Below are 24,696 nucleotides of genomic sequence, written 5' to 3' on the forward strand. Positions count from 1 at the left end.
CAATTCAGGATTTTTCTGAGTGCTCAAGTATGGGGCGATCGCTCATGACTCCATTCCTGGGAATAGGATTTCTTGGAACGATCGAGCATCAATGCCGTAGCGTGTTAGGTGCTTGCGATTTTCAGTGACCAAAACCACATTGACCCAGGGTGAAAAGAGCGATCGAACCTGAGCCGCCAAAATGGGATCGCCGCCCAAGTCACGATCGCCTTCTGTTTTTTGGCCCCGGTAGCGCGCTTCGGCCCAAAGAGTTGCTGCGAGATTCAGATCAGTAATCGTGATGGGTAAGTATCGAACTGATTGTAAAAATCGGTTTAATCGCTCAACCCCTCGATAGTTTGGGTCTTTAAGGCGCTGTAATTCTAAAGATCGCCGCATTTCATAGTCAACAATTCCTGGTAGAAAAACTTCAGCATCAGAGAGCAATATTGCCCGAAACCATGCTTTCAATTCAATGAATTTTGTAGGACTAGGGTTTAGTAATTGACCTAAAATATTCGTATCAAGAGCAAGCTTATTAATGATTTTCATTTCATTAAATTAAGAATAATAGATTGGCATGACAAAGCAAAAATCTCATAAATTTGCCATTACTTCGTCCCAGGTGTGATCTAATTCATGATCAGGGTTGTTATTCCACTCATCGAGTAAATTCAAGAGTTCTTGATTTCGTGTTTTGATTTTCTGAAGACGATCTGCATGGAGTGATTCAGCATCAGGTACTAAGCTAGGATCCAATTTGAGTTCAATACTAAATCTGCTAGGGTCTGAAATTTGGTACACAGACTGTACTTGTAATTCAGAATCAGAGGTTAACAAATTTCGATTTTCATCTACAGAACCATTTTGATGCTGTAGACAAAGTTCTAGCCCAGACATTGCAAGGCTCTGCAACATGGCTGTCGCCTGAATATGATGTTTTCTTTGGGATAATTCAATTAAAAAATTCACAAAATTTTCATCAATAATGATGAATCTTTCAGGTAATTTTGTTTGTGTGTTAATTGCAACCAAAAATTTTAATTTCGGTGAGAGATGGTGATTTTCAAGCGCCAAAAACTGTAAAACAGTGCTTAAAGGAAATGCATAGTCAGTTTGTGAAAATTGATAGGCTGGAAGTAAGACTTCTTCCACTGTAATCGCGCCAATAGAAAGCATCATTGGATGAGTTGACATAGAATTTCTCTGATTAATGTTATGGAGTGTGGTTAGCATTATGGGCAGGATAGATAGACTCTCTGTCCTGCCCATAGTCTAGCAATTACGATCCTTCGCGGAGTTTGTCGAGGACGGAGCGATCTTCGAGGGTGGAAGTGTCCCCAGAAACCTCTTGACCCGAGGCGAGCGATCGCAACAGGCGGCGCATGATTTTGCCCGATCGGGTCTTCGGCAGCGCATCCGTAAAGCGAATTTCACCGGGCCGGGCGATCGCCCCGATTTCCTTCACCACGTGCTGTTTCAGTTCCTTGATCAGCTCCTCGCTAGCCGTCGCCGTCCCTTCCAGGGTGACAAAGGCCACAATGTCTTCGCCCTTCAGGTCGTCCGGCTTGCCCACCACGGCCGCCTCCGCCACTGCCGGGTGCGACACCAGCGCCGATTCCACCTCCATCGTCCCCAGCCGGTGACCCGACACGTTCACCACGTCATCGACGCGGCCCATGATCCAGTAGTAACCATCGGCATCGCGGCGCGCGCCATCCCCCGCAAAGTAGAAATGCTGGCCGTCCTTGGGCGCGATGTGTTCCCAGTAGGTGCTGCGGAACCGTTGGTCATCGCCAAACACCGTTCGCATCATGCTCGGCCAGGGATGCTTCACGACCAGATAGCCGCCCTCGTTGTCGCCCACGGGGTTGCCATCAAGATCCACCACATCCGCCAAAATGCCGGGGAAGGGCTTGGAGGCGGAACCGGGCTTAGTCGGAATCGCGCCCGGCAGCGGCGTGATCATGAATCCGCCAGTTTCCGTTTGCCACCAGGTATCGACGATCGGGCAGCGCTCACCGCCAATCACCCGGTAGTACCACATCCAGGCTTCCGGGTTAATCGGTTCACCGACAGTTCCCAACAGCCGTAGGGAACTGAGGTTGCGGGCCTTGGGCAGGTGCTCGCCCATTTTGATGAAGGCGCGGATCGCGGTGGGGGCGGTGTAGAAAATCGTTACGCCGTATTTTTCGATCACGTCCCAGAAGCAGCCGGGATTGGACGATCGGGGCGCACCTTCATACATCAGCGTTGTGGCTCCGTTCGAGAGGGGGCCGTAGACGATGTAGCTGTGGCCCGTAATCCAGCCCACATCGGCGGTACACCAATAGACATCGGTGTCTTTGATGTCGAACGTCCATTTGAACGTCATGTGGGTGTAGAGGTTGTAGCCCGCTGTGGTGTGGACGACTCCCTTGGGTTTGCCGGTGCTGCCGGAGGTGTAGAGCACAAACAGCAGGTCTTCGCTGTCCATCGGCTCGGCGGGGCAATCGGCGCTGGCATTTTGTTGCAGGTCGTGCCACCAATGGTCGCGGCCCGGCTCCATGTGGACTTCTTGGCCCGTGCGCTTCACGACCAGCACGTTTTCGACGCTGGGGGCGGCGTTGTTTTCCAGGGCGCGATCGACCTGCACTTTCAGGGGCACGGCGGTATCTTTGCGGAAGCCCCCATCGGCGGTGATCACCAGTTTGGCCTTGGCATCGTTGAGGCGATCGCGCAGGGCTTCGGCGCTGAACCCACCAAACACGACGCTGTGGGCCGCGCCAATCCGGGCACAGGCCAACATGGCGATCGCGGCTTCTGGGATCATCGGCATGTAGATGCCAATGATGTCGCCTTTTTGCGCGCCGAGGGATTTCAGGACGTTGGCAAACTGGCAAACTTCCCGATGCAGTTGGGCATAGGTGAGGGTGCGCGAGTCGCCGGGTTCGCCTTCCCAAATTAAAGCGGCTTTGTTTTTCCGCCAGGTGGTTAAGTGGCGATCAAGACAGTTATGGGAAATATTGATTTTCCCGCCGCCAAACCATTTGGCAACGGGGGGCTGCCAATCAAGGGCGGTGTCCCATTTTTGGAACCAGTCGAGTTCTTTTTCAGCGAGTTCTGCCCAAAAGGCGGTGGGGTCGGCGGCGGCGCGATCGTACAGGGCTTGATAGTCGTCCAGGCTTTTAATTTCGGCATTGGCCGCCAAATCCGCAGGCGGCGCAAAGGTGCGATTTTCTTGAAGGATCGATTCGATCGTCGGTTGTGACATGACAGAAGCGAATTTAGTATGATAAGAACGACGCAATACAAAAATTACACTCAAATGTTGTTAAATTATTCAAATTTTCTCAAGAACCCTGAATCTTTAGAGCTATTTAACAACATTGGCTATCTTGATGAGCACGAAGGTAGATTAACTCTTACGCTTAAATTATTTCCTCGCCCACAGCTTTCTTGGGAGTTTCAAGTTGCAAGGCTTGCGAAGGAATCTTCTGCGATTAGCTTATTTGAATATACGAATAATCCGCCAACTCGGCTGTGTTCATGGGATCTGCCTGATCCAGCTTTAATGATTACTGAAATTGGAAAATCATCAAATTTTAATATAAGCACTTCGAGTCTCAAAGGATCAGCAAGAGTCGTTATTGAAGGCAATCAGGATCAAGAATTTCATCATATTGAAACATTTTTATTAAATACTGAATTCCTCAGAATTCTTGCTCTCGATAAAACCATGATAGTAGATCTTACGCAAGACTTATGTTTTGTGATCACGCCCTATAAAGATCAACTTGACTGGATGCAACCTAAATCATTCAATCTGGGTTGTCGAATTACAGCCAAGTTTGAAATTTCACCGCGAATTAGAAATTTTTCAAAACTGAAAAGCTTTACAAGTGAGGAAAGCAAGAAAATGCTATCTCATCTGTGCTCAATGCTTTCCTTTGCAAATGCTGGTTATATTGCTCCCTGTATTTTTCGGCTTTCTGCCCTTGTTGAAGACGAAATAGAGCCAGGAAAATCATGGAGAGTTCCCAGAAATATCTATACTGAAATCAGGACTGACTCCTTACAAACGCCGATTGAGAATTTAGGAGTCTCATGGTTGCATAATTGTCATGCCAGCGACTTAGAGCTATTTCTAGGCTGTTTTAGTACATTCCAAAAAACTCAAGAAGGTTCAGAGTGGCATGAAAAATGGAACTTGATTTTGGAGTGGTATTTTCAATCTCTGCCCATCGTAGAAGGGCGCTCATTCGCACGAACTATTAAAGTGTGTTTTAACTCTCTTGGGTGTTTGATTGAAATTCTAGCCTACTTGATATTAGTAGTAGATGAAATAAACCAGACCCAACGGGAAGAAAACAGAAGACTGATGAATTCTGGGAGAAGCAGAGATAGAGTAAAAGTCCTTATGGGTCGAATAGGTATCGAATTAAATGACGATGAAATCAGAGATTTTGTTAACTTAAGAAATAATTCAACACACCCGATTGAGAGAACACTATCGATTGAGAGAACACTATTTAGTCTAACAGAACAAGCGAAAATTCTGTGGCGAGGTATTCAATGGGCTGAGGAAGTAATACTTTGGCGACTCGGCTACAGTGGAAAATATCTAAATCGTCAAGAATTACTTGATAAGCCAAGTGCTACTAATTATCGATACGATCTAACACGAAGACTACCTGATTGGTAATGCAGAAATGGAAGAAATTTTGACATTGCATGAGCTATTGCTGGCTGGCGATGTAGCTGGTGCGTTGGCCATTGTTGAGGAACTCGAAGAGATGGGGCGTAGCGCGATTGTCGATCAGATCTATAGCTATGCGATCGTTCTTCTGATTCATCTCATTAAGCAAAAAGCAGAACAACGATCGACTCGTTCTTGGGAGGTTTCGATACGGAATGCGGTTCACCAAATTCAGCGAAAAAACAAACGCCGAAAATCTGGTGGCTATTATTTATCGGTTGATGAATTACAAGAAATTCTCGATGAAGCCTATGCTAGCGCGATCGATCGAGCTGCGCTAGAAGCTTTTGAGGGGCGCTATGAGACTGAAGAGTTAGCGGCCATAGTCGATCGCATTGCCATCTTGAAACAAGCGTTAACTATGATTGACTCGCAAGCTCAAGCAGGAGCCTAAGCATTGTGGAAGAAATCTTAGCGTTGCATGAGTTATTGCTAGCGGGTGATGTGAATCGGGCGCTGGCGATTGTGGAAGAGATGGAAGAAATGGGACTAACTGCTATTCGCAACAAAATTCGGAGTTACAGCAAAATTTTATTGATTCATTTAATTAAACAAGCAGCCGAAAAGCGATCGACCCGTTTTTGGGAACTCTCGATTCAAAATTCTGTAGACGAAATCTTAAACACGAACCAACGATCGTCCGGTAGCTACTACATCAAACGGGATGAACTGACAGCAATCCTTGAAAAGGTTTATGGACTAGCCCTGAAAGCAGCAGCGATCGAGGCCTTTGAAGGGCGACATGAGGCCGAAGAATTGGCCGCAATGGTCGATCGCCCCGAAATTTTGCAACAGGCATTGAAGATGATTGCCCCTGAGCAATAATTTTCTTGATCAATCAGTGTTTATAACTGACACACACCCAGCCACAGCCCGAAACGTCATGAATATTGTGCAATATCACGAAGTTTGTCATCGGATGCGATCGGGAGATGTGATTGCCTTTGCGGGGGCTGATATTCTGTCGGGAACGGTGCGCCTTTCAACCCAATCCACGGTTTCCCATGTGGGCGCTGTATTTCAGCCAGAATTCATGATCAATGGGCCCAGCAGGATCAACGTTGATGGCAAGTCAGATAGCGAGGTTGATTCAGATGCCAAAGGTGACCAAAATCCTAGTGCAAGCGCAACGGAGGATCAGGAACATATCAGTTTGGAGCTAGCTTCCTCCCTACTCGAAATTGATATGTTGACCACGGATCAACCGGAAATTTATATTATTGAATCTCATCCCCTTTGCTTTGACCAAGACACGGGAATTGCCAAAAGTGGCGTACAAATCAATAAATTAAGCACCCTGATGGATGGCTATGATGGCCAAATTTGGTGGCTACCGTTGGGGGAGCAACATCGCTCTCGATTGGATCTGCAAAAGTTTACGGATTTCATGCGCCAAAGCGAAAAGCGTGCCTACGATTTTGTGCAGGCTGCGTTGGCGGGCTTGGATATCTTAGATGAAGTGGGATTGACCTGCGCTCAGGAAGATCACTCTAGTTTTTTCTGCTCTGAATTAATTGCAGCGGCCTTCCAAGCGGCTGGGTTAATTCAGGGGGTTAACCCATCGGAAACAACCCCGATCGACCTTTGTCGCTTTCCGATTTATGCGGAGGATTATTACTTGCTCTGGGGCGACCCGATCGAGATCCCTGGCTATAACGCTGCTGATTTTCCGAGTACCTTGGCAGATTAGTTCCTGTGATCAATTTAAATCACTACAGACAAGGGGTTTAAACCCCTTGCTGCCAGGATTTTGCGTTGTCATCAGGACTTGAAAGTGTCCTAAAATTGCTGACCCACAAACACAGAACGTGTTTCGCCATCTCGTCGGAGGGTCGCGGCTTGGTTGGCCACCTCCACCAAAGTCCAACCACTGGCCCCGATCGCCTCGCCCATGCTGACCCGTCTGGTCACGCCGTTCACAGAAACCAAGGCCGAGGAACGATCGCCCAATTCCAAAACCCCCACCAGAACGTAGGTCATGCTGGGAGCAACCGCAACGGGCCCCGGTGACGCGGCTGGGCTGGCGGTTGGTTGAGGGGAAGCGGCCGGCGCGGGGCTGGGGCGGGTGGCGGCTCCGTTGGGTTGGGGTAAGTTGGCGGACAAGTTGGGATTCCGTTCCAGCAAACGGGTTAAGCGCTCGATCGCGTCCACCAAGTTGCTGGACAGGGGAAACCCAACCGGGGCCGCAGGCGTGACGGCAGCGCTGGAGGCCGGTGGCGCTGGGCTGGGGTTCGGAGGATTGAGGGTGACAACGTTGGGCAATTGCGAGGGCACTGGCGCGATCGCGGGAGGCTGGGGCAACTGGGCAACGGGGCCGCCATTGGTGCGCCGCTCGATCGCATCCAAGGAACGGGAAATATAGGCAGCAAATTCCGTATCGTCGGGGGCGCTGCTGCCGTCGTTGGCCACGGAAGCAACGGGAGCCACCGGGGAGCCGTCGGCCATCACCGCTGCCGGCTCGTTGCGATTGGCGAACCAGAGGCCCACGGTGGCCAACAGGGACAGGGCCGCCGCGCCGATGGTTAGGCGATCGAACAGGCGCACCGATTGCCGGGCCCGTTCCGCGTCTGCCACTGCTTCGATTAGCTCTGGATCTGGCTCTTGAATTTTGGGCGGCGGCGGGGGCGGCAACACCTCCGCTGGCAACACCAAGGGCGGCACGGCGATCGATTGCAGGGCGATCGGGGGCGAGGGTTCCGGGGGTGGGGTCAACAGTTCCACACCCTCCTCGAGCGATCGCTCCAAATCCCCAAACAAGTCATCCATGAGCTGGTCGGCATACCAGTCAGCGGCCGAGGTCGATCGGGGGGCGATCGTCGGGTTGGATTCGCGAGGCTCAATGGACAAAGTCATACCACCACACCAAATATGGGCAAGGGACGCAGCCGCCATCCCCAAGCACCGCCTTGCCCAGACAGAACGTTGAGTTGCTGGAAGGGGGCAAATTTCGCAACGGCCGGACTTTCAACCCGGCTGAACCACCGAAAGATTGACCCTGGGCAAGGCTACGGAGTTGGGGCCGATTCTATTGAATCGTCGCCAGTTCGTCAAACGCTAGGGAATCTGAATGCTAGGGGATCTGATGGATTGATGGATTCGCCGCTGGTCGGCGCTGCGGGCCTCATACATCCTCGCAGCGCCCTGACCGGGAAAGGCCGTTACTGATCCAGACTGAGCCAGCCCAGACTGAGCCAGCCCTTGAACCAGCGATTCAGCCGCTCAGTGAGCTAGTTATTAAGCCAAAATCCACTCCACCAAGGTACGAACCCCGTAACCGGTGGCCCCGGCGGGATTCAGTCCTGAATCCTTGTCGCTCCAAACGGGCCCCGCCACATCCAAGTGCGCCCAAGGCGTGTCTTTCACAAACTGCTTCAGGAACAGGGCGGCGGTGATTGAACCACCCGCGCGGCCGCCGATGTTTTTCATGTCAGCCACCACGGATTTCATCTTGTCGAAGTAGGGTTCTTCGAGGGGCATTTGCCACAGCTTTTCACCGGCCTTGGCGGCGGCGGCTTTCAAGCCGTTGGCCAGGGTTTCATCGGTGGCCCACAGACCAGCAATCTCATCGCCCAGTGCCACCACGCAAGCGCCCGTGAGGGTGGCCAAGTCCACGATCGCCTCCACGCCCAGCTTGTCCGCATAGACGAGCGCATCGGCCAGGGTCAGGCGGCCTTCTGCGTCGGTGTTGCCCACCTCGATCGTTTTGCCATTGGAGGCGGTGAGGATGTCGCCCGGGTGCATGGCTCGCCCGCTGATCATGTTTTCAGTGACGGCGGAAATGAAATGCACTTCCACATCCGGTTGCAACAGGGCGATCGCCTGGGCCGCGCCAAAGGTTGCGCCCGCGCCACCCATGTCAGTTTTCATCATCTCAATGCTGCTGCCTGCGCCGGCCTTGATGTTTAAGCCGCCGCTGTCGAAGGTCAGACCCTTGCCCACGATCGCCAACTTTTTGCGGGGTGTGCCTTGGGGCTTGTAAACCAAGTGGATAAACTTCGGCGGCAGGTCAGACGCTTGGGCAACTCCCAAAAAACTGCCCATACCCAGTTTTTCGCAATCTTCCTTTTCCAAAATCGTCAGTTCCCAGCCGGGGTTGGCGGCGATCGCCTGGGCCGTTTCGGCCATGGTGATGGGGGTGACCACGTTGGCCGGAGCGGCCACTAACTCGCGGGCCAAAATCGTTCCGGCAGCGATTTTTTCACCCCGATCGATCCCTTGGGCGATCGCGGCTGAATCTGTGGTTCCATTCCGGAATGGCAACAGCTCGATCGTCTCGGGCTTGGGGGTTTTGCCGTTTTCTTCGCTATCGGACTTGAAGCGGCGATCGCGATAGAGCGACAAATGCACCCCTTCGGTGATGGCTTGGGCTGCGGCGGCCGCCTCTTGGTTGGCCAACGGAAACGCAATGGCCAGGCGATCGCACTTTTGGGCCCGGGCGGCCTTGGCGGCGGCGGCGGCCCCTTGGCGCAGCCGATCGAGCGGCAGATCCTCTGAGTTGCCCAACCCAATCAAGATCAATTTGCGAACGGGTGTGCTGCTGCCCACGCGCAGGGTTGCAGTGTTTCCGGGCTTGCCCTTAAATTCGGCCTCATCGATCGCCTCGCGCAGGGCCCCACCCAGTCGATCGTTCAAGGCCGCCAAGTCACCCGCCAGGGTTTCCAGTTCCGACTCAAACAGCCCGATCGCCAAACCAGCGCCCGTCCATTCGATCGGGCTGCTGACACTTGCTCGAAATTCCATGATTGCCTTGTGATGGTTGCGTTTTGCCGCTTTCTACTCTAACGGTTTGGCTACACTGATAGACAGGGTGAACCCGGAAGCCCCGGGAGTCGCTCCCCTCCCATCGCCGTTGACTGGCATCATTAGCACCCAAGTGCATCCAAAAGCATTCAGTCGCATTTAACCGTTGTATCTAGAGGCTCGATCGATGGCTCAGCTTGCAACCCTCGTGATTTTTGGGGCTTACATCTTCTTTGGGGTGAAATTTTGGAACGGCTTTCAGCGAACCAACTTCACGCAAAATCGAATTTTCCTAACTCTACTTTGGCCAGTTTTGCTAATTAATGGCTCCTATCGCAAAAACTTCCAAAAAGCTCTCAAAGGTTAACCATCATTCCCCGGTTTCTAGAGCAATATTCAACCCCAATTTTTGAGGGCGCATTCATTGGTTAACTGGAGCATTGCCGAACTTCAATCTCGTGATTGGAACACCCCTGAACTACAGGCCCAAATCCAAGCCGTTGCTGCTCGATATAACAAAGAATATCGCGGTGAAGCCTTTGAAGTCCCCGACGAAGTGGCCGCCTTGCCGCTCTATCCTGAATTCGTGACTGGATCCCTCACCAGCCGCATCACATCCCCCTTTTGGGAATTAGCAAAGCCCCAAAAAGGTTGGCGCTGTTTGGATTTGGGTTGTGGGGGTAGCTTTTTGTTTTATCCCTGGCGCGATTGGCAAGCCTTTTTCTATGGACAAGATGTGGCCCGCGTCGCCTGCGATTTGTTAACAGCGCGGGGCCCACAACTGAACTCCAAACTGTTTAAGGGCGTGCATTGCCAACCGGCCCATGAACTGAACTATGAGCCAGGATTCTTTGATTTGGTGATTGCCACGGGGGTGAGCTGCTACTACCCGATCGACTATTGGGCTGCTGTGGTCGATCGAGTCAAGCCCCTCCTAAAACCCGGTGGTTTATTCGTCTTCGATGCCATTTTGCCCGAGTTACCCCTAGCGGAAAATTGGGCAATTTTAGAAACCTATTTGGGGTCAGAGGTTTTCTTGGAAGAGCCGATCGCCTGGAAAAAACTGATTCAGGCAGCCGGTGGCAAAGTGACCGCTACACGCGAAGGCGATGTATTTGCCCTCTATCGCGTCAAATTCAGTTGAAATGCAATCCAAACTTCGGTTCAATTGCGATCTGCCATGACTCACTCCATGACCAACTGCCTTGATGGTGTTGAGTGCGATCGAGCGAAGCCTCTGTGTCGCTCAATTACGCTTCAGCCAGGCCTCACCGTTGATTGTCAAAAATTGATGTTGTTGTGTGATGATTGGCAGATCACTGAAGTTGCATTATTCGGATCAATTCTTGGCGATCAATTTCGGGATGATAGCGATGTGGATTTATTAATTAGCTTTTCCCCGATCGCTAAGGTTACACTGCTGGATCTATACACAATTGAATGTGAATTTAGCAGGCTTTTTCAGAACCGCCCCGTGGACTTGGTGACTCGACGCGCCATTGAGAAAAGTCATAATTCTATTCGGCGTAACAATATTTTAGGAACTGCCCAAGTTATTTACCGAATTAATCATCAAGATTGATCATCCGGCTACCGCAATCCCATGAATCATGATCGAGAATATTGGTTGGATGCAATCAATGCTTGTCAACAAATTCTGGATTTTACAAAAGGCTTGGATGAGGATTCCTTCCTCCAAGATCGTAAAACGCAATCTTCGGTTCTTTACCAAATTACAGTTCTCAGCGAGGCAATGAACCGCTTTTCAGATAGCTTCATCACCCAAAATTCCCAAATTCCGATTGCAGCAATTCGAGGAATGCGAAATCGAATTATTCACGAATATCGAGAAGTTGATCTATGGATTCTTTGGCAAGCGATTCAAATCAACATTCCAGAGTTACTAATTTTGCTAAATGACAGTCAATTTCCTGAGCAGAGGCCTGAGAAGTAACTTGGGGTACTTGCAAAGCGCTAGTAGTCCTGGGTAGCAAGGGGGTTGCGTATCTTGTTCTTGTCGATTAATGAGGCCCACAGGCAATGAAACTTACTAAGGTAAGAGTTTTGATTGTTCAGACATGCTCTCAGGTTTGCTCGGAAATCTTCAGCAATTCCTGACCGATCGACCAAGGCTAACGGCTCATGGGTGGTAGATTATAGAGCTTTAGTGATGCCTGTCTTGTCAGCTTCTAAATCATTAACCTGCTATTCGGGAAGGATCGGTTCGTGGTTAAACTAACGCCAAATCCCAGTTTCAGTGTTTCGTTGCGTCTTCAGTTGCCAAACCAGGTGGGAATGCTGTCCCAGGTCATTCAGGCGATCGCGGATGCGGGGGGCAACTTGGGCGATATCACCCTCGTGGAGCAAAATCGCCAACAGACCATCCGGGATTTGGCAGTGGATGCGGCCAGCACCGAGGGCGCGGAGGCCATTGTGGCAGCCGTGAAAGCGATCCCGGAGGTGTTGGTGCTGGCGGCGGCCGATCGCACCTTTGCCTTGCACCAGGGCGGCAAAATCACCGTCAACAGCAAGATTTCGCTCGATCGCCAGGCGGATTTGGCCATGGCTTATACACCGGGGGTGGGTCGCGTTTGTCGGGCCATTGCTGACCAGCCCGATCGGGTCTATGAGCTAACGGTGAAGCAAAATATGGTGGCGATTGTCACCGATGGCAGCGCCGTGTTGGGGTTGGGCAATTTGGGGCCCGAAGGGGCATTGCCCGTGATGGAAGGCAAGGCCATGCTGTTCAAGGAATTTGGCGGGGTGGATGCTTTTCCCATTTGCTTAGCCACCCAAGATGCCGATGAAATTGTGGAAACCGTGAAGCGGATTGCGCCGGTTTTTGGGGGAGTGAACCTGGAGGATATCGCCGCGCCGCGCTGTTTTGAAGTGGAAAAGCGGCTGAAGGAGGAGTTGAATATCCCCGTGTTCCACGACGATCAACACGGCACGGCGATCGTCTCCTTGGCGGCCCTGACCAATGCCCTGAAATACGTGGGTAAAGCCCTATCGGCGGTCAAAATCGTAATCAACGGTGCGGGAGCGGCGGGGATCGCGATCGCCCAACTGCTGCGCACGGCCGGAGCCACCGATATTGCCATTTGCGACTCGAAGGGGCTGCTGACGATCGATCGCACCGATTTGAACCCCCAAAAGCGAGACTTTGCAGTCGATCGCCCCGGGCCGCTCACCCTGGCTGATGCGATGGTCGGTGCTGATATTTTCCTGGGGGTCAGTGCGCCCGGGGTGGTGTCCGTGCCCATGGTGGAATCCATGGCCAAAGACCCGATCGTCTTTGCCATGGCCAACCCGATTCCGGAAATTCAACCGGAACTGATCATCGGCAAAGCGGCCATCATCGCCACCGGCCGCAGCGACTATCCCAACCAAATCAACAACGTGTTGGCGTTTCCGGGCCTGTTCCGGGGGGCCCTCGACAGCCGGGCCAACAAACTCACCCAACGAATGTTCTTGGATGCGGCCTTGGCGATCGCCTCGTTGGTGGACGATGAGCAGTTGGGCCCCGAAACAATCGTCCCTTCAGTGTTTGATCCGCGCGTGGCTCCAGCGGTGGCCGCTGCGGTGCAAGCGGCTGCTCGCCTAGACGGTGTTGCTCGTTTGTAGAGCCGATCGTCAAGGGGATGATGATTGATGATTCAGGAATGCATTGATTGGGGAATTGTGACCACAGCTCAAACTCAAGCAATTCTGGAATCAACTGGGATGTTTAAGGTATGCTCTAGGCAACTTTCCCCGATCAAGGCTTCTTGCTGAATCACCCCTTGGAATTCATCCTTTAAATCACCATGCTCAGTCGCGTTGCGGACTCGATTTATTGGCTCAATCGCTACGTGGAGCGGGCGGAAAATGTGGCCCGATTTGTTGATGTCAACCTCAAGCTGAGTTTAGATTCTCCTGCGGGTGTGACTCAACAATGGGAACCCCTGTTGATGACCACGGGGGACTTGGCACTTTTTCAGGCCAATTATGGGGAAGCTTCCGCTGAAAATGTGATTCAGTTTCTAACATTTGATGCGAATTATCCCAATTCGATTTTGTCTTGTTTAAAATCAGCGCGGGAAAACGCTCGATCGATCCGAGAGATCCTGTCTACGGAAGTCTGGGAACAAATTAATGCATTTTATTTAATGGTTAAAGAAGCGGCCGCCAGCTACAGCGCGGGAGCCGTTGATCTAGATAAGTTTTTTAATGAAGTGAAGCTGGCGAGTCATTTGCTCTATGGCGTGACCGATGCCACCATGACCCACGGTGAAGGCTGGCACTTTGGACAGGTGGGGCGATTCCTGGAGCGGGCAGATAAAACATCACGAATTTTGGATGTGAAATATTACATTCTGCTGCCTTCGGTGCAGGATGTGGGCACAACGCTCGATCGCCTCCAATGGATTGCGTTGCTGAAGTCCGCCAGCGCCTATGAAATGTATCAAAAGTGGCGCAATCACCGCATTTCGCCCACGGGAGTTGTGGAGTTTCTATTGCTCGATCGACAGTTTCCCCGTGCGGTGCAATTTTGCCTGTTGCAGTCCCAAAAATCCTTGCATGAAATTACTGGAACACCGACGGGCACTTGGAGCAATCCTGTGGAGCGGCCCTTGGGACGGTTGTTGGCAGAACTCAGCTATTTTTCAGTGGATGAAGTGATCGATCGGGGTCTCCATGAATTCATTGACAATTTGCAGCAAGAACTCAATGTGATTGGCGAGCGCATGAATGAAACATTTTTTGCGCTGCGACCGGTGGGGCTTTAGACCTGTTTTTGGGAATTCGGACTCAACTTCGGCTTTCGAGTGGTCGGATGACCCTAGTAGCGCTGAATTCTCGGGGTGTGGGAGAACAAGCCAACCCTTCCATAACCATTGGGCCATGCTTTCATGAAGCCTACGTTTGGAGCTAGGTTGTCCGTCTTCCGATAGGGTGGATCGAAACGAGTTGCTTCGGGGAAAATCTTGCTGATCGGAGGGCGCATGGCGATGCGCCCCTACGAGAGGTCATCGATTTCAAAGGGCGAAAGTGCTGATTCTGGCTACTTTTCGGGAAACAAGCGCGGGATAAAAATCGCGGTGAAAGCGCCCAAAAAACCCAAAACGGCTGCGAAGGCTTCGGAGTTGAGCCAGGTTGCCAAGACCGTGGGCGATTTGATGGATTGCACGGGGAAGCGGGGTGAGAGTCCGGCCGGAATTTCGGTGCTTTCGCCGCCGGCTAGGAGTGACCAGCCGATCGGTTTTTTGGGGTCGATCGAGAGCGATCGCAACCGTTGAAAGCCCGGTGAGCGATCGGCAAGTACCAAGAATTGCTCGCGCTGGAATTCGAGAGTTTTGTCGTCTAGGCGTACTTTGCCGCCCAACAGGCTGGAGAGTTCCAGTTCTTCATTGGGGCGACCGGTGATCAGCAATCGGTTTAACTTCAGATCGGCAACAGTTAGTTCTTGGGCAACCCAAGGGGGGCTATCGCCGGTTTCGGGATCGAGGACTTGCTTGAGGTCAGGAACGCCGATCGAGAGCCAGGTGGGTGAGGCGAGTCGGAAACTTGACTAGCGAGATTGATTGCGAAGAACTGCCAACGCTTCCTGAGCTACCCGGAGATTATTTTGAGCGCTCGTTAGGCTTGGATTAAGAGAAATAGTCGTCTGATAGGCAGCAATTGCCTCCTCTAATTTCCCCTGTTGATGTAGCGCAGTTGCAAGACCGTTGTGAGGATAGTAATCCCTGGGAGCGAGGATGATCGCTTGGCGGTATAGGGCAATCGCCTCTTGCAATTTTCCTTGCTTATGCAGCACGTTTCCCCATCCATTGTAAGGATGGACAGATTGGGGGTTGAGTGCAATTGATCGACGAAACTGCTCGATTGCTTCTTCCAGTTTGCCTCGTCGAGACAATGCCAATCCTAGATTGTTATGGGCTAGGGCGTTTTGGGGGTCGCGACGAAGAATTTCTCGAGAAATTCTCTCACTTTCTGCAAAATTTCCCTCGAGCCATGTTGTATGTGCTTGCCGAAACAAATCACCAACTACTTGCTCGTCAGCAGTAGGCGGTGAGGGCGTTTGGGGTGAATTTTGTGCTACAGCCCCATCTGATATCAACAGCGCCGCGATCATTACCGCCATTGCCCAACTTGATTTCCCCAAAAATTTGGTCATGCTGACTCCATTTTTTGCGCTATCTGCCCTCAATTTTAAAGAGATAGGACGCGAATGAGAGAAGTGTTACGAGTCGAATTTTTTGTAGGGTGCATGGGAGAACGGTTGGGAGCCAATGATGATCGCTATTCATCTCCCATGCACCGCCACCCGTGACAGAGGGAACGACGATGATCGGTTGGGGGCGATCAATCCACGGTGCATGGGAGAGCAAATCAACCGTTTCGTAACACTTGCGAATTGCTCCCATGCACCCTACGTTGCATCACCAAAGCTCCCGCGCCACCTGCCACCGATTTTAGGCGATCGCCCCTTGCCATAATGGGAGCAACTGCGATCATCAGGACTCACCCATGACCGCTCAACCCACCACCAGTCCGCCCCCCAACGCCGATCGCCCCCAACCACCTGCCACAGACGAAGCGCGATCGCTCTGGATTCCCGATCGCTGGCCAATCACCGAAGCCCAATTCCGCGCCCTCGCCGCCTGCAACCGCGATCGCCGCCTCGAGTGCAACGCCCAAGGAGAACTAATCATCATGCCGCCCACGGGTGGAGAAACCGGGGCCCGCAACATCGAGCTAGCCTATCAAGTCCAGGCTTGGAACCGTCGCACCCGTCTGGGGATCGCGTTTGACTCCTCCACCGGGTTTCGGCTGGCGACGGGCGCAATTCGATCGCCTGATGTCTCTTGGATGCGCGCTGACCGGTGGGATTTGTTAGATGCGGAGGAGCGATCAGGCTATGTGCCCGCCTGCCCCGACTGGCTGATCGAGCTGCGATCGCGCACCGATCGGCTGGAACTGCTGCAAGCCAAACTGCAAGAGTATTTGGCGGCTGGACTGCAACTGGGTTGGCTGATCGATCCGATTCAGCAACAAGTTTGGATCTATCAACCCGACCAAGCACCGATCCAGCTCGATCGCCCCCTGGAGTTGAGCGGCGATCCGGTGATGCCGGAATTTCGGTTAGATTTACGAGCCATTTGGCCTCCCGAGTCCACAGGAATCTCACCAAATGCGCCCTAACCTTCCCTTGCCACCGCTCAACAGCCTTGGGCGATCGCGGCCTAACTAACCGTTTGCCAATGCGGCCCATTCCGTGTGGAACGTGCCCGGTTTGTCGATCCGCTCGTAGGTATGTGCGCCGAAGAAGTCGCGCTGGGCTTGGGTGAGGTTTTGGGGCAATCGATCGCGCCGGTAGCTATCGAAATAGTCCAGGGAGGCGCTGAAGGCCGGAACCGCGATCCCCGTTTGGGCCGCCGTTGCCACCACCGATCGCCAAGCGGCCTGGCGATCAAGAATGGTTTGCTTAAACTCCGGAGCCAGCAGCAAATTCGGCAACTGTGGATTATCCGTAAAAGCTCGCTCAATCTTGCTCAGGAAGCCCGCACGAATGATGCAGCCGCCTTTCCAAATTCTGGCCATTTCCGCCAAATTTAAGCCATAGCCAAACTCAGCGGAAGCCTTTGCCAACAGGGCCATCCCTTGGGCATAGGAACAGATTTTGGAACAGTAGAGCGCATCCCGCACTTGGTCAATGAACGTGGCTTGATCCACCGGGGCGATCGGGCCGGGGCCGCTCAGCTCTTGGGCCGCCGCCGTCCGCTCGGCCTTGATGGATGACATAATCCGGGCATTCACCGCCGCGATGATGGTTGGGATCGAAACCCCCAATTCCAGGGCGCTCATCACCGTCCACCGGCCGGTTCCTTTTTGCCCCGCTGCGTCTTGAATCAGTTCCACCAACGGCGCTTGAGTGTCGGGATCACTGACCTTAAAGATTTCAGCGGTAATTTCAATCAAAAAGGAGTTGAGTTCGTCCGTTTGGTTCCAAGCCGCAAAGGTGGCTTGCAACTGGGCTTGGTTCAGGCCGCCCACGGTTTTCAGCAAGTCGTAGGCTTCGGCAATGAGCTGCATATCGCCATACTCAATGCCGTTGTGAACCATCTTGACGTAATGTCCAGATCCGCCGGGGCCGATATAGGTGACGCAGGGGCCGTTATCCACCTGGGCGGCAATTTTGGTGACGATCGGCTCAATTTTTTCATAGGCCGATCGTGTGCCACCGGGCATCAAGCTAGGGCCATTCAGCGCCCCTTCTTCGCCGCCGCTCACGCCCATGCCAATGTAGGTTAGGCCCAAGGCTTCCAGATCTTGGGTGCGGCGTTCTGTGTCCTCATAAAGCGAGTTGCCACCGTCAATCAAAATATCGCCCGGAGCCAGCAGGGGCTTGAGCTGTTCAATCACCGCATCCACGGGCCCGCCGGCCTTGACCATAATCAAAATTTTGCGCGGCGGTTCAAGGGCAGCCACAAATTCTTCCAAGCTGTAGGTGGGTTGCACCTGCTTGCCCTGGGCCCGGGTGGCCATGAATGTGTCGGTTTTATCGCGGCTGCGGTTATACACCGCGATCGGGAATCCATTCCGTTCAATGTTCAGGGCAAGATTTTCGCCCATCACAGCAAGACCGATGAGTCCGAAACTTTGAGCCATAGGAAAAATCTGGGTCGGCTAACAATCGGCTGAGTTGTGGTTGGCGGGCCAATCATGCAGGCCCCAACCAACATCACGGGAGTCGCAGTTCAAAGTTTTTAGCTCAAGCACTGTTGCGGGCGCTGTCGTGGATGTTGCAATGGGCTGGCCGAGGAAGCGCAGGCTATTCGGATTAGGGGGACGGAATCGCAACACCCGAGGCCACAACAGGGGCCAACCACTCAGCACCGTCATCCTTGATGACAACTTGCCTCAGATTAGCCCGATCCCCTGGGGACGGACTGGAAGATTCCGTTAAAAGTCTGCTCAAGAACCATCGGGACAACATCGAAGACTATTGATTGAAGACTATTTAAAGACTGCTGAAAGACTGAAAACTGGTTAAAGACTAGCCAAAGGTGGGTTCAAGGCAGATTCAAGCTCATTAATCGCTGTAATCGCTAATGGGATTGGGGTTGCCGGAAGTCGCCCAATTGGGGCGATCGGGGCTAATCTGGACTGAACTTAGACAGGATCGAGAATGCCACGGAACGCAACGTGGAAGGCAATTGCGCCATTGTCTAGGTTCAAGTGCTAGCGTTGGGTCAGGTGAGATTTTGACAGGCTGTCTCGGGTGCGATGCCGGCTTGTTGATTTGCGGGAACTCTGCGGGAATTCTGTTCTCATCGCAGTTCGTGACCGCAGCTCTCGATTGCAGTGTTTGATTGCGGTTCTTGATTACAGTTCGTGACCGTAATTGGTCACTGCAATTGGTCACCAACAACGCATCACCACAGATCAACTCAACTCGCATCTAGCGGGGAAAATGGGAAGGAACGGTGCTTTTGCAGTGCCGGTTCTGGATTTGGGTATGGAAACGGACGATCGGGGGACGCTTGGCCAACCGGTCGCAAGAGGAGGGCGATCGCAGGGGACATCTCAAACAAACCGATTGCGTTCAGAGCGATCGGGCAAGGGGCTTAAACCAGGCTTTAATCAAGGTTGGACGGCTTAACCACAGCCTAAACACGAAAACAGCGAGGCAGTGATGGGGCCGCAGCGGGATTGGTTAACCGGACTGGGGCATGGGCGTTCTGAAAAACTGGTCTGGCCCCTCACCGCTTGTGAGCCTGAGCGCTGTCGAATAGGGTGTAATGCATCGATCGGTTAACGTTCTCGGCGCTGTTCCCGGTGCTATTCTCAGCGTTCCAGTCGATGCGGGTTTGGCGATATTGATTCGATTGCTGTGAAGCAGAGTAGATGGCATGGCTGAGATCCAATTACGCCTTCAGGTTCCCGGTAGCCCCGATCGACTGATTCCCGTGGAAACCGACTCCGTGACGATCGGGCGGGCCAGTGATTGCGAGCTGCCCCTTTCTCCCTATGGCGTGTCGCGACACCATGCCCGAATTAGCCGCGCCGATCGGGCTAGTCCCTGGATGGTTGAAGACCTGCAAAGCAAAAACGGCACACGTCTGAACCAAACCCCCCTCCAACAGCCAACCCCCATCGCCCACGGCGATCGGATCTATATCGAAAATGTTTGCATCACCGTCCTGTTGGCAGGAGTGGGCACGACCAACGCAGTCGCGAATCCCACCATCACCCGATCGCGCCAATCGCCCCAAGGGCCCAAAGCCGTCTATTCCCAACGGGTGCAGGTTCCCTTAAACCCCGAGGCTTTGCCGCCCACCGTTTCCGTGGTGCGGCCCAATTTGGTCAAGCTGCCCCTGATTGATGCCACGGCCGATGGCAAAATGCGAATTTCACGCGATGCCAGCGACCTCAAAGAACAGTGGCTCCGCACCAGCGAAGGCAGCGGCGACAGTCTTTATGAGCGCGATCGCACCATTGCCCGCTTGCGCGATCTCGTAGAAATCGCCAAAGGCCTCACCTCCGCCGCCAGCAGCAACGCCATCTTCTCCCAAGTGCAAGAAGTGGTGTTTCGCTATCTCACCAACATTGAGCGCCTGGCCCTGTTGGTGGATGTGGAAGGCAATGGCCAACTACAACTGCTGAACGCGGCCGCCCGCGAAACCGAACGGGCCCGCGACCTCACCCTCAACAGCGGTTGGATCAGCCAAAGCATTTGCCAAAAAGTTTTCAAAGAAAAAATTGCCCTGCAAACGGCCGATGCCCAAGCAGACGAGCGGTTTGGCGCAGAACAAAGCATTCTCTATAAAGGCATTCGCAGCGCCATGGCCGTGCCGCTTTGGAACGAAGACAAAGTGGTTGGTGTGCTTTATGCCGATGCCAACCTGTCCTCCGAAAGTTGGGTGCAAGAGGGCGAAGACGATCTCAGTTTCTTTTCCGCATTGGCCAACCTCGTGGCTGCCAGTGTTCAGCGATGGTTGCTCACCCGCAAACTCCAGGAAGAAGAGCGCCTGTGCCAAAAGCTAGAGCGCTATCACTCGCCTGCGGTGGTGCAACAGATGATCGCCGCTGGCACCCACGAGGATGGCCGAATTCCCACCACCGATGGGGAACTCAGCATTCTGTTTGCGGATATTGTCGGGTTCACGGCCCTTTCGGAGCGCCTGAGTCCGGCGGAGGTGGCGGACTTGTTGAACCGCTTTTTTGAAGAAATGCTGCAAGAGGTGTTTGCCCTAGGCGGAACCCTCGATAAGTTCATTGGCGATTGCATCATGGCCTTTTTTGGTGCGCCGGAGCCACAACCGGATCATGCCGATCGCGCTGTCATTGCTGCCCGGCGAATGCTGGAACGCTTGGATGATTTGAACAAACGGAACGTGTTGGGCGAGCATTTGCAACTACGGATTGCCATCAACAGCGGTCGGGCCGTGGTGGGAGATGTGGGCAGCTCCCAACGGATGGATTACACAGTCTTGGGCGGCGCGGTGAACCTGGCGGCCCGGATGGAGGCGATTTGTCCGGTGGGCCAGTGCATCATCAGCGCCAATACCTATGACTTGGTGTCGCGCAAGATGAATTGGGTGCAAATGGGGGAATTTCGGTTCAAGGGCATTGAACGGCCAGTACCCATTTTCCAAGATGGCCACCGCGCCCAAGAGCTAGAGTTGGTGAAGCTGTTGACGGAGCCTTCTTGAGAACTGACTGCGGATTTGGGCGATCGCCTCAGGGCCAAAACTAGGGATCTCGGGGCGATCGTAATCCTAAAACTGTTTGCTATAATTCCGGTTGGGTTTTGCTGCAATGTTGGTGACTGCCAATAATTGTTTTGCGATCTATGTTTGTTCCAATTCGGGGACTCACCGAACGTCTTAGTGGCAGTAGACTGAGCGAGCGTTTAGGCGCTTTGTTAACTCAGAAACTTTAAACGGAGACAAGAGTACCCACCTGGTTTTTCCAGGTCGGAAGCTGAGGCAAGACGGCATTTGCGGTTAACCCAACTCCTCAGAATTTGCTTCAACCAATTGATCAACAATATTGATCAACAATTTGGTAAATAACACGGGCCACCACTCGCCTCCGCGACGGTGGCCCGTGTTTTGATTTGAATTTGCCAGTGGCAAATGGGTCAGCGCATATTGTTGGGCGCATATTGTTATATGTCCTCCGCCAGCATTGATCGATCGAAACGGATTGACCCTTGGAGATCTTGCTTATCGGAGGGCGCATGGCGATGCGCCCCTACGGGATTTGGGGGGCAATGGGGCGATCGATTCATGGGCCACGGCGCGATCAACCCACCTCGCATTCAACGACCATCCCCGATCGGTTGGGCCGCCCCATGCCAACGGTGCGTAGGGCACAAACCCAATCGCCGTCAACCGCCCACCGTTGCCCTACGACACCCTACGGGTCGGTGATGGTGAGTCGTTGCAGGATGGATTGGGCGATCGGAGAGGTCGGCGGCGCAAAATGTTGAGAGTTTAAGGAAAATAGCGATAGATCTCGCGACGATGTAGGGCGCGGACAAAATAATGGTGTTGTCTTCTAATCGAAAGCCAAAGCGATAGTTGCCTACTCGGAGTCGATAGGTATTGGGGTGGCCTTCGATCGCTTTGATTTGACTCAACTCGCTTAAATGTTCGGCTGCTTCGATCGACAGTAGGGCGGTTTTGATGGCTTGTAATGCTGGGCGATCGCGAATGGCCTGCAAGTCTTTGAGAAAGCGCTTGAGAAATTGAACCTGCATTGTTGATCTAGTCCAACGCTTAACTATCCAACAGGGCAAAAATTTCAGCGCGATCGACAGGTTCTTCGTCTTCAGGCCCCAAGTCGTTCATGGCACAACCTAACGCCAAGTCTTCCAAAATTTCAAGCAAGAGGTCACGCAACAGATCGCGACGATCGCGCAATAGTTCAATCAGCAGGGGTCGCATCAGATCGCGGAGGCGATCATCGGTCAGGGTCAGGTCATTCATGATGATTTGCGTAAAACTGGGGAGGGGCGATCGCGTTGTCTCAATGGTAGCGCGGGCTTTTGGGCGATCGACCTTATCGATCGAAAGGAATTGGCCCTCGGAGATCTCGCTTATCGGAGGGCGCATGGCGATGCGCCCCTACGGGATTTTGGGGGCCATGGGTCGATCGATTCATGGGCGACGGCGCGATCGACCCACCTCGCATTCAGCGACCATCCCCGATCGGTTGGGCCGCGTTCAATTTTCGGTGCGTGGGAGGAACCCATCCAGTCTTTTTGTGACTCTCTTTAGCGACTCTGTAGCCTTGCTCCCTACGGTTGATCAGCGGCGGGGCGATCGGGCTGGGTGAGCGTGCTGGGAACTGCCACGGGCACAGGTGTAAGCGAGTCCAGCAAAATTTGGCGAGAGTCGGCCGTGAGGTGGCGGACTGTGGCGGAATCCAGATAGCCCCAAGCGTATTGGTCGCCCAAAATCCGTCGTTGATATTCGGAAATGGCTTCAATCCATTGAATTTGCAGCACCGTTTGGGTGGCCTCCCCGCCCGGGGGCAAGGAGCCGGAAATGGTTCCATTGCCATAAAACAGGCCCGGCTTGCCCAGAGCAGCGGCGATCGCCCGTTGGGATCGCTCCGTGAGGGCCGATCGGGAAAGCCGCACGAGGGGCCGATCGGGATCCTGCGTCAGGGTCACCATTTCTTGGGTGAGCTGATTGGTAAGTCCTTCGATTTGGCTGCGGGTGCTGTCAAATTGGATCAGGGCCAAGCGCTGCTGTTCTGGGCTAAGGACAGGGGGGCGAGCCGTCAGGACGCGGGGAATGAGAGCGGGGACTCCGGGGGTGGAAAAGTCGAGGGCTTCTCGGCTGGCAATGATGGCTGCGGAGACCAAAAAACAGCAGCCCAACCCGATCGCAGAAACCCAAGCGCTCGATCGGGAATAGCCGGGAGCCAGCCAATAGTTGCGGGCGGTGACGGTGGGCGGCAGGGGGCGCAGGGGAATCGTTTGGATGCTGGCGGCGGTGGGCGGCGGGGTCACCACCCGGGGAGCTTTGCGGTGCGTTTTCGCCAGTTGGATATGCTCGCCGCGCCGGATGGCGGCTGGAGAGGGAAAGGGATCGCGCCCTCGGAACTGTCGCGCCCGATCGCACCAGGGACAGGAACCCTGATGGCCAAAGTAGACATGCTGAGGATTGGCGCTACAGGTCACAAGGTTGTTTTCGGCGCTGTCCAAAACGGCGGCCCACTGACGGGCGCTGGGCCGATCGGCGGGGTGGCGGGTTTCAAAGGCCTGGCGAAAGAGGTTTTGCAATAGCGGATCGAGGCCTGCAAAGGGCGGCGCGATCGGCTTGGGCTTCCAACGGGGCGATCGGGCACTGTAGGGAAATTCTCCGGCCGCAATGCGTTGGTCAATCAGGGGCGGATCGCCGGATCCCAAAAAAGCGCCGTCAAAGGGGTGGGTTCCCTCCATCAACAATTGAAAGAGCAACACCGCCAACCCAAAACAGTCTTGGGCCGCAGTGCGATCGACCTCTCGAAAGTTGCGCCCTTGCAGTTCCGGGGGCGTATATTCCGGCTTGCCCACAGGACAACGGAAGGTGCGCCGTTGCTGGCGATCGACCACTTGAAACGAATCCGTATCCACCAGGGTGACCAAGGCGGTGGGGGCGGCCAGCACGTTGGACTCGTTCACATCCCCGATCGTGTAGCCCCGTTCATGGAGCACATCAACGGCGGCGGCCAGGTTACGAGCCATCCGCACCAGGTAGCGATAGGTGAGACCCGGCAGCTCGCGCCGTCGCATCTTGGGCGTGTAAACCTCGTGTAGGGGGCGGGTTTCGGGTGCTTTGGGCATCAAAAACCCAACAATCGCCCCATCCACCACCACCGCATCCACGGGCCAGGCGATCGTAATCGGTGGTTCCAACGGATCCAGCGGCGGATCGTTCAACATGGCGGCCAGTTTGGCCACTCGATCGGGCGATCGTTGGTCGGGGTGATAAATCTTGGCCAGCAGGCTAGATGCTTCCGCAACCTGATAAATTTCCCCTTCGCCGCCCGCTTTCCCCGTGGTGCGCAGCGTGATCCGCTCGCCCGTCATGGCGCGTTGGGCCAGAAGGGTTCGGCTCCGTTTGGTTAGGTTCGATCGCTGCATGATCTGGGTTTTGCGCCGCCACCCTAAACATACTGAATTTCAGGGGCCAATTGCGGGAGCAAAATTCAAGCTAATGGCGGGGGCAATGGGAGACAATCGGAGGCAAATTCAA

The 24,696-nt window shown here is 53.6% G+C and carries 25 protein-coding genes and 1 other RNA gene; 15 read left to right on the top strand and 11 right to left on the bottom strand.

What is annotated here, in order from left to right; translation table 11 throughout:
- Window positions 1-42 precede the first annotated feature (42 nt).
- The 3 genes from ACZA91_RS15585 to acs all read right to left on the bottom strand — a co-directional run bounded on the left by ACZA91_RS15585 (window position 43) and on the right by acs (window position 3,232).
- A complete protein-coding gene (locus ACZA91_RS15585; RefSeq protein WP_190529912.1) occupies window positions 43-531 on the bottom strand; it encodes a type II toxin-antitoxin system VapC family toxin in 489 nt (162 codons plus the stop codon).
- 45 nt (window positions 532-576) lie between these two features.
- Entirely contained in the window at window positions 577-1,176 is a 600-nt protein-coding gene (locus tag ACZA91_RS15590) for a hypothetical protein (protein ID WP_463183254.1), read from the bottom strand.
- 85 nt (window positions 1,177-1,261) lie between these two features.
- Window positions 1,262-3,232: an acetate--CoA ligase gene (gene acs / locus ACZA91_RS15595; protein ID WP_463183256.1), complete on the bottom strand. Its 1,971-nt coding sequence runs from the start codon at window positions 3,230-3,232 to the stop codon at window positions 1,262-1,264.
- An 18-nt stretch (window positions 3,233-3,250) separates the two neighbouring features.
- Here acs and ACZA91_RS15600 point away from each other — a divergent pair, with 18 nt between their 5' ends.
- The 4 genes from ACZA91_RS15600 to ACZA91_RS15615 are packed head-to-tail and all read left to right on the top strand — an operon-like array spanning window position 3,251 to window position 6,407.
- Window positions 3,251-4,663 (top strand): hypothetical protein, encoded by a 1,413-nt coding sequence (locus ACZA91_RS15600; protein WP_463183257.1) that lies wholly within the window; start codon window positions 3,251-3,253, stop codon window positions 4,661-4,663.
- 7 nt (window positions 4,664-4,670) lie between these two features.
- The gene (locus ACZA91_RS15605) at window positions 4,671-5,111 is read left to right on the top strand and encodes a DUF29 family protein (RefSeq protein ID WP_463183258.1); all 441 of its coding nucleotides are present in this window, start codon (window positions 4,671-4,673) and stop codon (window positions 5,109-5,111) included.
- A 5-nt stretch (window positions 5,112-5,116) separates the two neighbouring features.
- Window positions 5,117-5,542 (top strand): DUF29 family protein, encoded by a 426-nt coding sequence (locus ACZA91_RS15610; RefSeq protein WP_463183260.1) that lies wholly within the window; start codon window positions 5,117-5,119, stop codon window positions 5,540-5,542.
- A gap of 58 nt (window positions 5,543-5,600) precedes the next feature.
- Window positions 5,601-6,407: a hypothetical protein gene (locus ACZA91_RS15615; RefSeq protein WP_463183262.1), complete on the top strand. Its 807-nt coding sequence runs from the start codon at window positions 5,601-5,603 to the stop codon at window positions 6,405-6,407.
- 89 nt (window positions 6,408-6,496) lie between these two features.
- On the opposite strand, the gene ACZA91_RS15620 is transcribed toward ACZA91_RS15615, so the two are convergent.
- On the bottom strand, window positions 6,497-7,570 hold the full coding sequence (locus tag ACZA91_RS15620; RefSeq protein WP_463183263.1) for a hypothetical protein: 1,074 nt from the start codon (window positions 7,568-7,570) through the stop codon (window positions 6,497-6,499).
- A 381-nt stretch (window positions 7,571-7,951) separates the two neighbouring features.
- Window positions 7,952-9,457: a leucyl aminopeptidase gene (locus ACZA91_RS15625; protein WP_190808208.1), complete on the bottom strand. Its 1,506-nt coding sequence runs from the start codon at window positions 9,455-9,457 to the stop codon at window positions 7,952-7,954.
- 187 nt (window positions 9,458-9,644) lie between these two features.
- Here ACZA91_RS15625 and ACZA91_RS15630 point away from each other — a divergent pair, with 187 nt between their 5' ends.
- From ACZA91_RS15630 to ACZA91_RS15655, 6 genes are all read left to right on the top strand, one after another.
- The gene (locus ACZA91_RS15630) at window positions 9,645-9,824 is read left to right on the top strand and encodes a hypothetical protein (RefSeq protein WP_099532734.1); all 180 of its coding nucleotides are present in this window, start codon (window positions 9,645-9,647) and stop codon (window positions 9,822-9,824) included.
- 57 nt (window positions 9,825-9,881) lie between these two features.
- Window positions 9,882-10,601, top strand: a complete 720-nt coding sequence (locus ACZA91_RS15635) for a class I SAM-dependent methyltransferase (protein ID WP_099532733.1) — start codon at window positions 9,882-9,884, stop codon at window positions 10,599-10,601.
- A gap of 36 nt (window positions 10,602-10,637) precedes the next feature.
- Window positions 10,638-11,039, top strand: coding sequence for a nucleotidyltransferase family protein (locus ACZA91_RS15640; RefSeq protein ID WP_242030732.1), 402 nt, complete (start codon window positions 10,638-10,640; stop codon window positions 11,037-11,039).
- A 21-nt stretch (window positions 11,040-11,060) separates the two neighbouring features.
- Window positions 11,061-11,411, top strand: coding sequence for a HepT-like ribonuclease domain-containing protein (locus tag ACZA91_RS15645; protein WP_099532732.1), 351 nt, complete (start codon window positions 11,061-11,063; stop codon window positions 11,409-11,411).
- A gap of 272 nt (window positions 11,412-11,683) precedes the next feature.
- On the top strand, window positions 11,684-13,081 hold the full coding sequence (locus ACZA91_RS15650) for a malic enzyme-like NAD(P)-binding protein (protein ID WP_463183269.1): 1,398 nt from the start codon (window positions 11,684-11,686) through the stop codon (window positions 13,079-13,081).
- Window positions 13,082-13,263: 182 nt separating this feature from the next.
- The gene (locus ACZA91_RS15655) at window positions 13,264-14,226 is read left to right on the top strand and encodes an alpha-E domain-containing protein (protein WP_463183272.1); all 963 of its coding nucleotides are present in this window, start codon (window positions 13,264-13,266) and stop codon (window positions 14,224-14,226) included.
- A gap of 275 nt (window positions 14,227-14,501) precedes the next feature.
- Here ACZA91_RS15655 and ACZA91_RS15660 read toward each other — a convergent pair whose 3' ends face one another.
- A complete protein-coding gene (locus ACZA91_RS15660) occupies window positions 14,502-14,870 on the bottom strand; it encodes a hypothetical protein (protein ID WP_463183274.1) in 369 nt (122 codons plus the stop codon).
- 138 nt (window positions 14,871-15,008) lie between these two features.
- On the bottom strand, window positions 15,009-15,614 hold the full coding sequence (locus tag ACZA91_RS15665; protein ID WP_463183277.1) for a tetratricopeptide repeat protein: 606 nt from the start codon (window positions 15,612-15,614) through the stop codon (window positions 15,009-15,011).
- A gap of 353 nt (window positions 15,615-15,967) precedes the next feature.
- Between ACZA91_RS15665 and ACZA91_RS15670 the strand changes: the two genes are divergently transcribed.
- The gene (locus ACZA91_RS15670) at window positions 15,968-16,642 is read left to right on the top strand and encodes a Uma2 family endonuclease (protein ID WP_463183279.1); all 675 of its coding nucleotides are present in this window, start codon (window positions 15,968-15,970) and stop codon (window positions 16,640-16,642) included.
- 45 nt (window positions 16,643-16,687) lie between these two features.
- On the opposite strand, the gene gndA is transcribed toward ACZA91_RS15670, so the two are convergent.
- Window positions 16,688-18,109, bottom strand: a complete 1,422-nt coding sequence (gndA, locus tag ACZA91_RS15675) for an NADP-dependent phosphogluconate dehydrogenase (protein WP_190530990.1) — start codon at window positions 18,107-18,109, stop codon at window positions 16,688-16,690.
- A 1,244-nt stretch (window positions 18,110-19,353) separates the two neighbouring features.
- Between gndA and ACZA91_RS15680 the strand changes: the two genes are divergently transcribed.
- From ACZA91_RS15680 to ACZA91_RS15690, 3 genes are all read left to right on the top strand, one after another.
- Window positions 19,354-21,156: an adenylate/guanylate cyclase domain-containing protein gene (locus ACZA91_RS15680; protein ID WP_234406733.1), complete on the top strand. Its 1,803-nt coding sequence runs from the start codon at window positions 19,354-19,356 to the stop codon at window positions 21,154-21,156.
- Window positions 21,157-21,251: 95 nt separating this feature from the next.
- Window positions 21,252-21,457: non-coding RNA, 6S RNA (ssrS, locus tag ACZA91_RS15685), on the top strand.
- A gap of 195 nt (window positions 21,458-21,652) precedes the next feature.
- Window positions 21,653-21,817 (top strand): hypothetical protein, encoded by a 165-nt coding sequence (locus ACZA91_RS15690; RefSeq protein WP_463183282.1) that lies wholly within the window; start codon window positions 21,653-21,655, stop codon window positions 21,815-21,817.
- 19 nt (window positions 21,818-21,836) lie between these two features.
- On the opposite strand, the gene ACZA91_RS15695 is transcribed toward ACZA91_RS15690, so the two are convergent.
- Together ACZA91_RS15695 and ACZA91_RS15700 are read right to left on the bottom strand one after the other, a co-directional pair.
- The gene (locus ACZA91_RS15695) at window positions 21,837-22,208 is read right to left on the bottom strand and encodes a type II toxin-antitoxin system RelE family toxin (RefSeq protein ID WP_463183283.1); all 372 of its coding nucleotides are present in this window, start codon (window positions 22,206-22,208) and stop codon (window positions 21,837-21,839) included.
- A gap of 19 nt (window positions 22,209-22,227) precedes the next feature.
- Window positions 22,228-22,563: a hypothetical protein gene (locus tag ACZA91_RS15700; RefSeq protein ID WP_463183285.1), complete on the bottom strand. Its 336-nt coding sequence runs from the start codon at window positions 22,561-22,563 to the stop codon at window positions 22,228-22,230.
- Between ACZA91_RS15700 and ACZA91_RS15705 the strand changes: the two genes are divergently transcribed.
- A complete protein-coding gene (locus ACZA91_RS15705; RefSeq protein ID WP_463183286.1) occupies window positions 22,562-22,786 on the top strand; it encodes a hypothetical protein in 225 nt (74 codons plus the stop codon). The genes ACZA91_RS15700 and ACZA91_RS15705 overlap by 2 nt on opposite strands.
- Here ACZA91_RS15705 and ACZA91_RS15710 read toward each other — a convergent pair.
- Complete coding sequence (locus ACZA91_RS15710; RefSeq protein WP_463183288.1) at window positions 22,749-24,584, bottom strand: hypothetical protein; 1,836 nt, start codon at window positions 24,582-24,584, stop codon at window positions 22,749-22,751. The genes ACZA91_RS15705 and ACZA91_RS15710 overlap by 38 nt on opposite strands.
- Between the last annotated feature and the right edge of the window lie 112 nt (window positions 24,585-24,696).

Source organism: Limnothrix sp. CMB-01, from assembly GCF_055193175.1.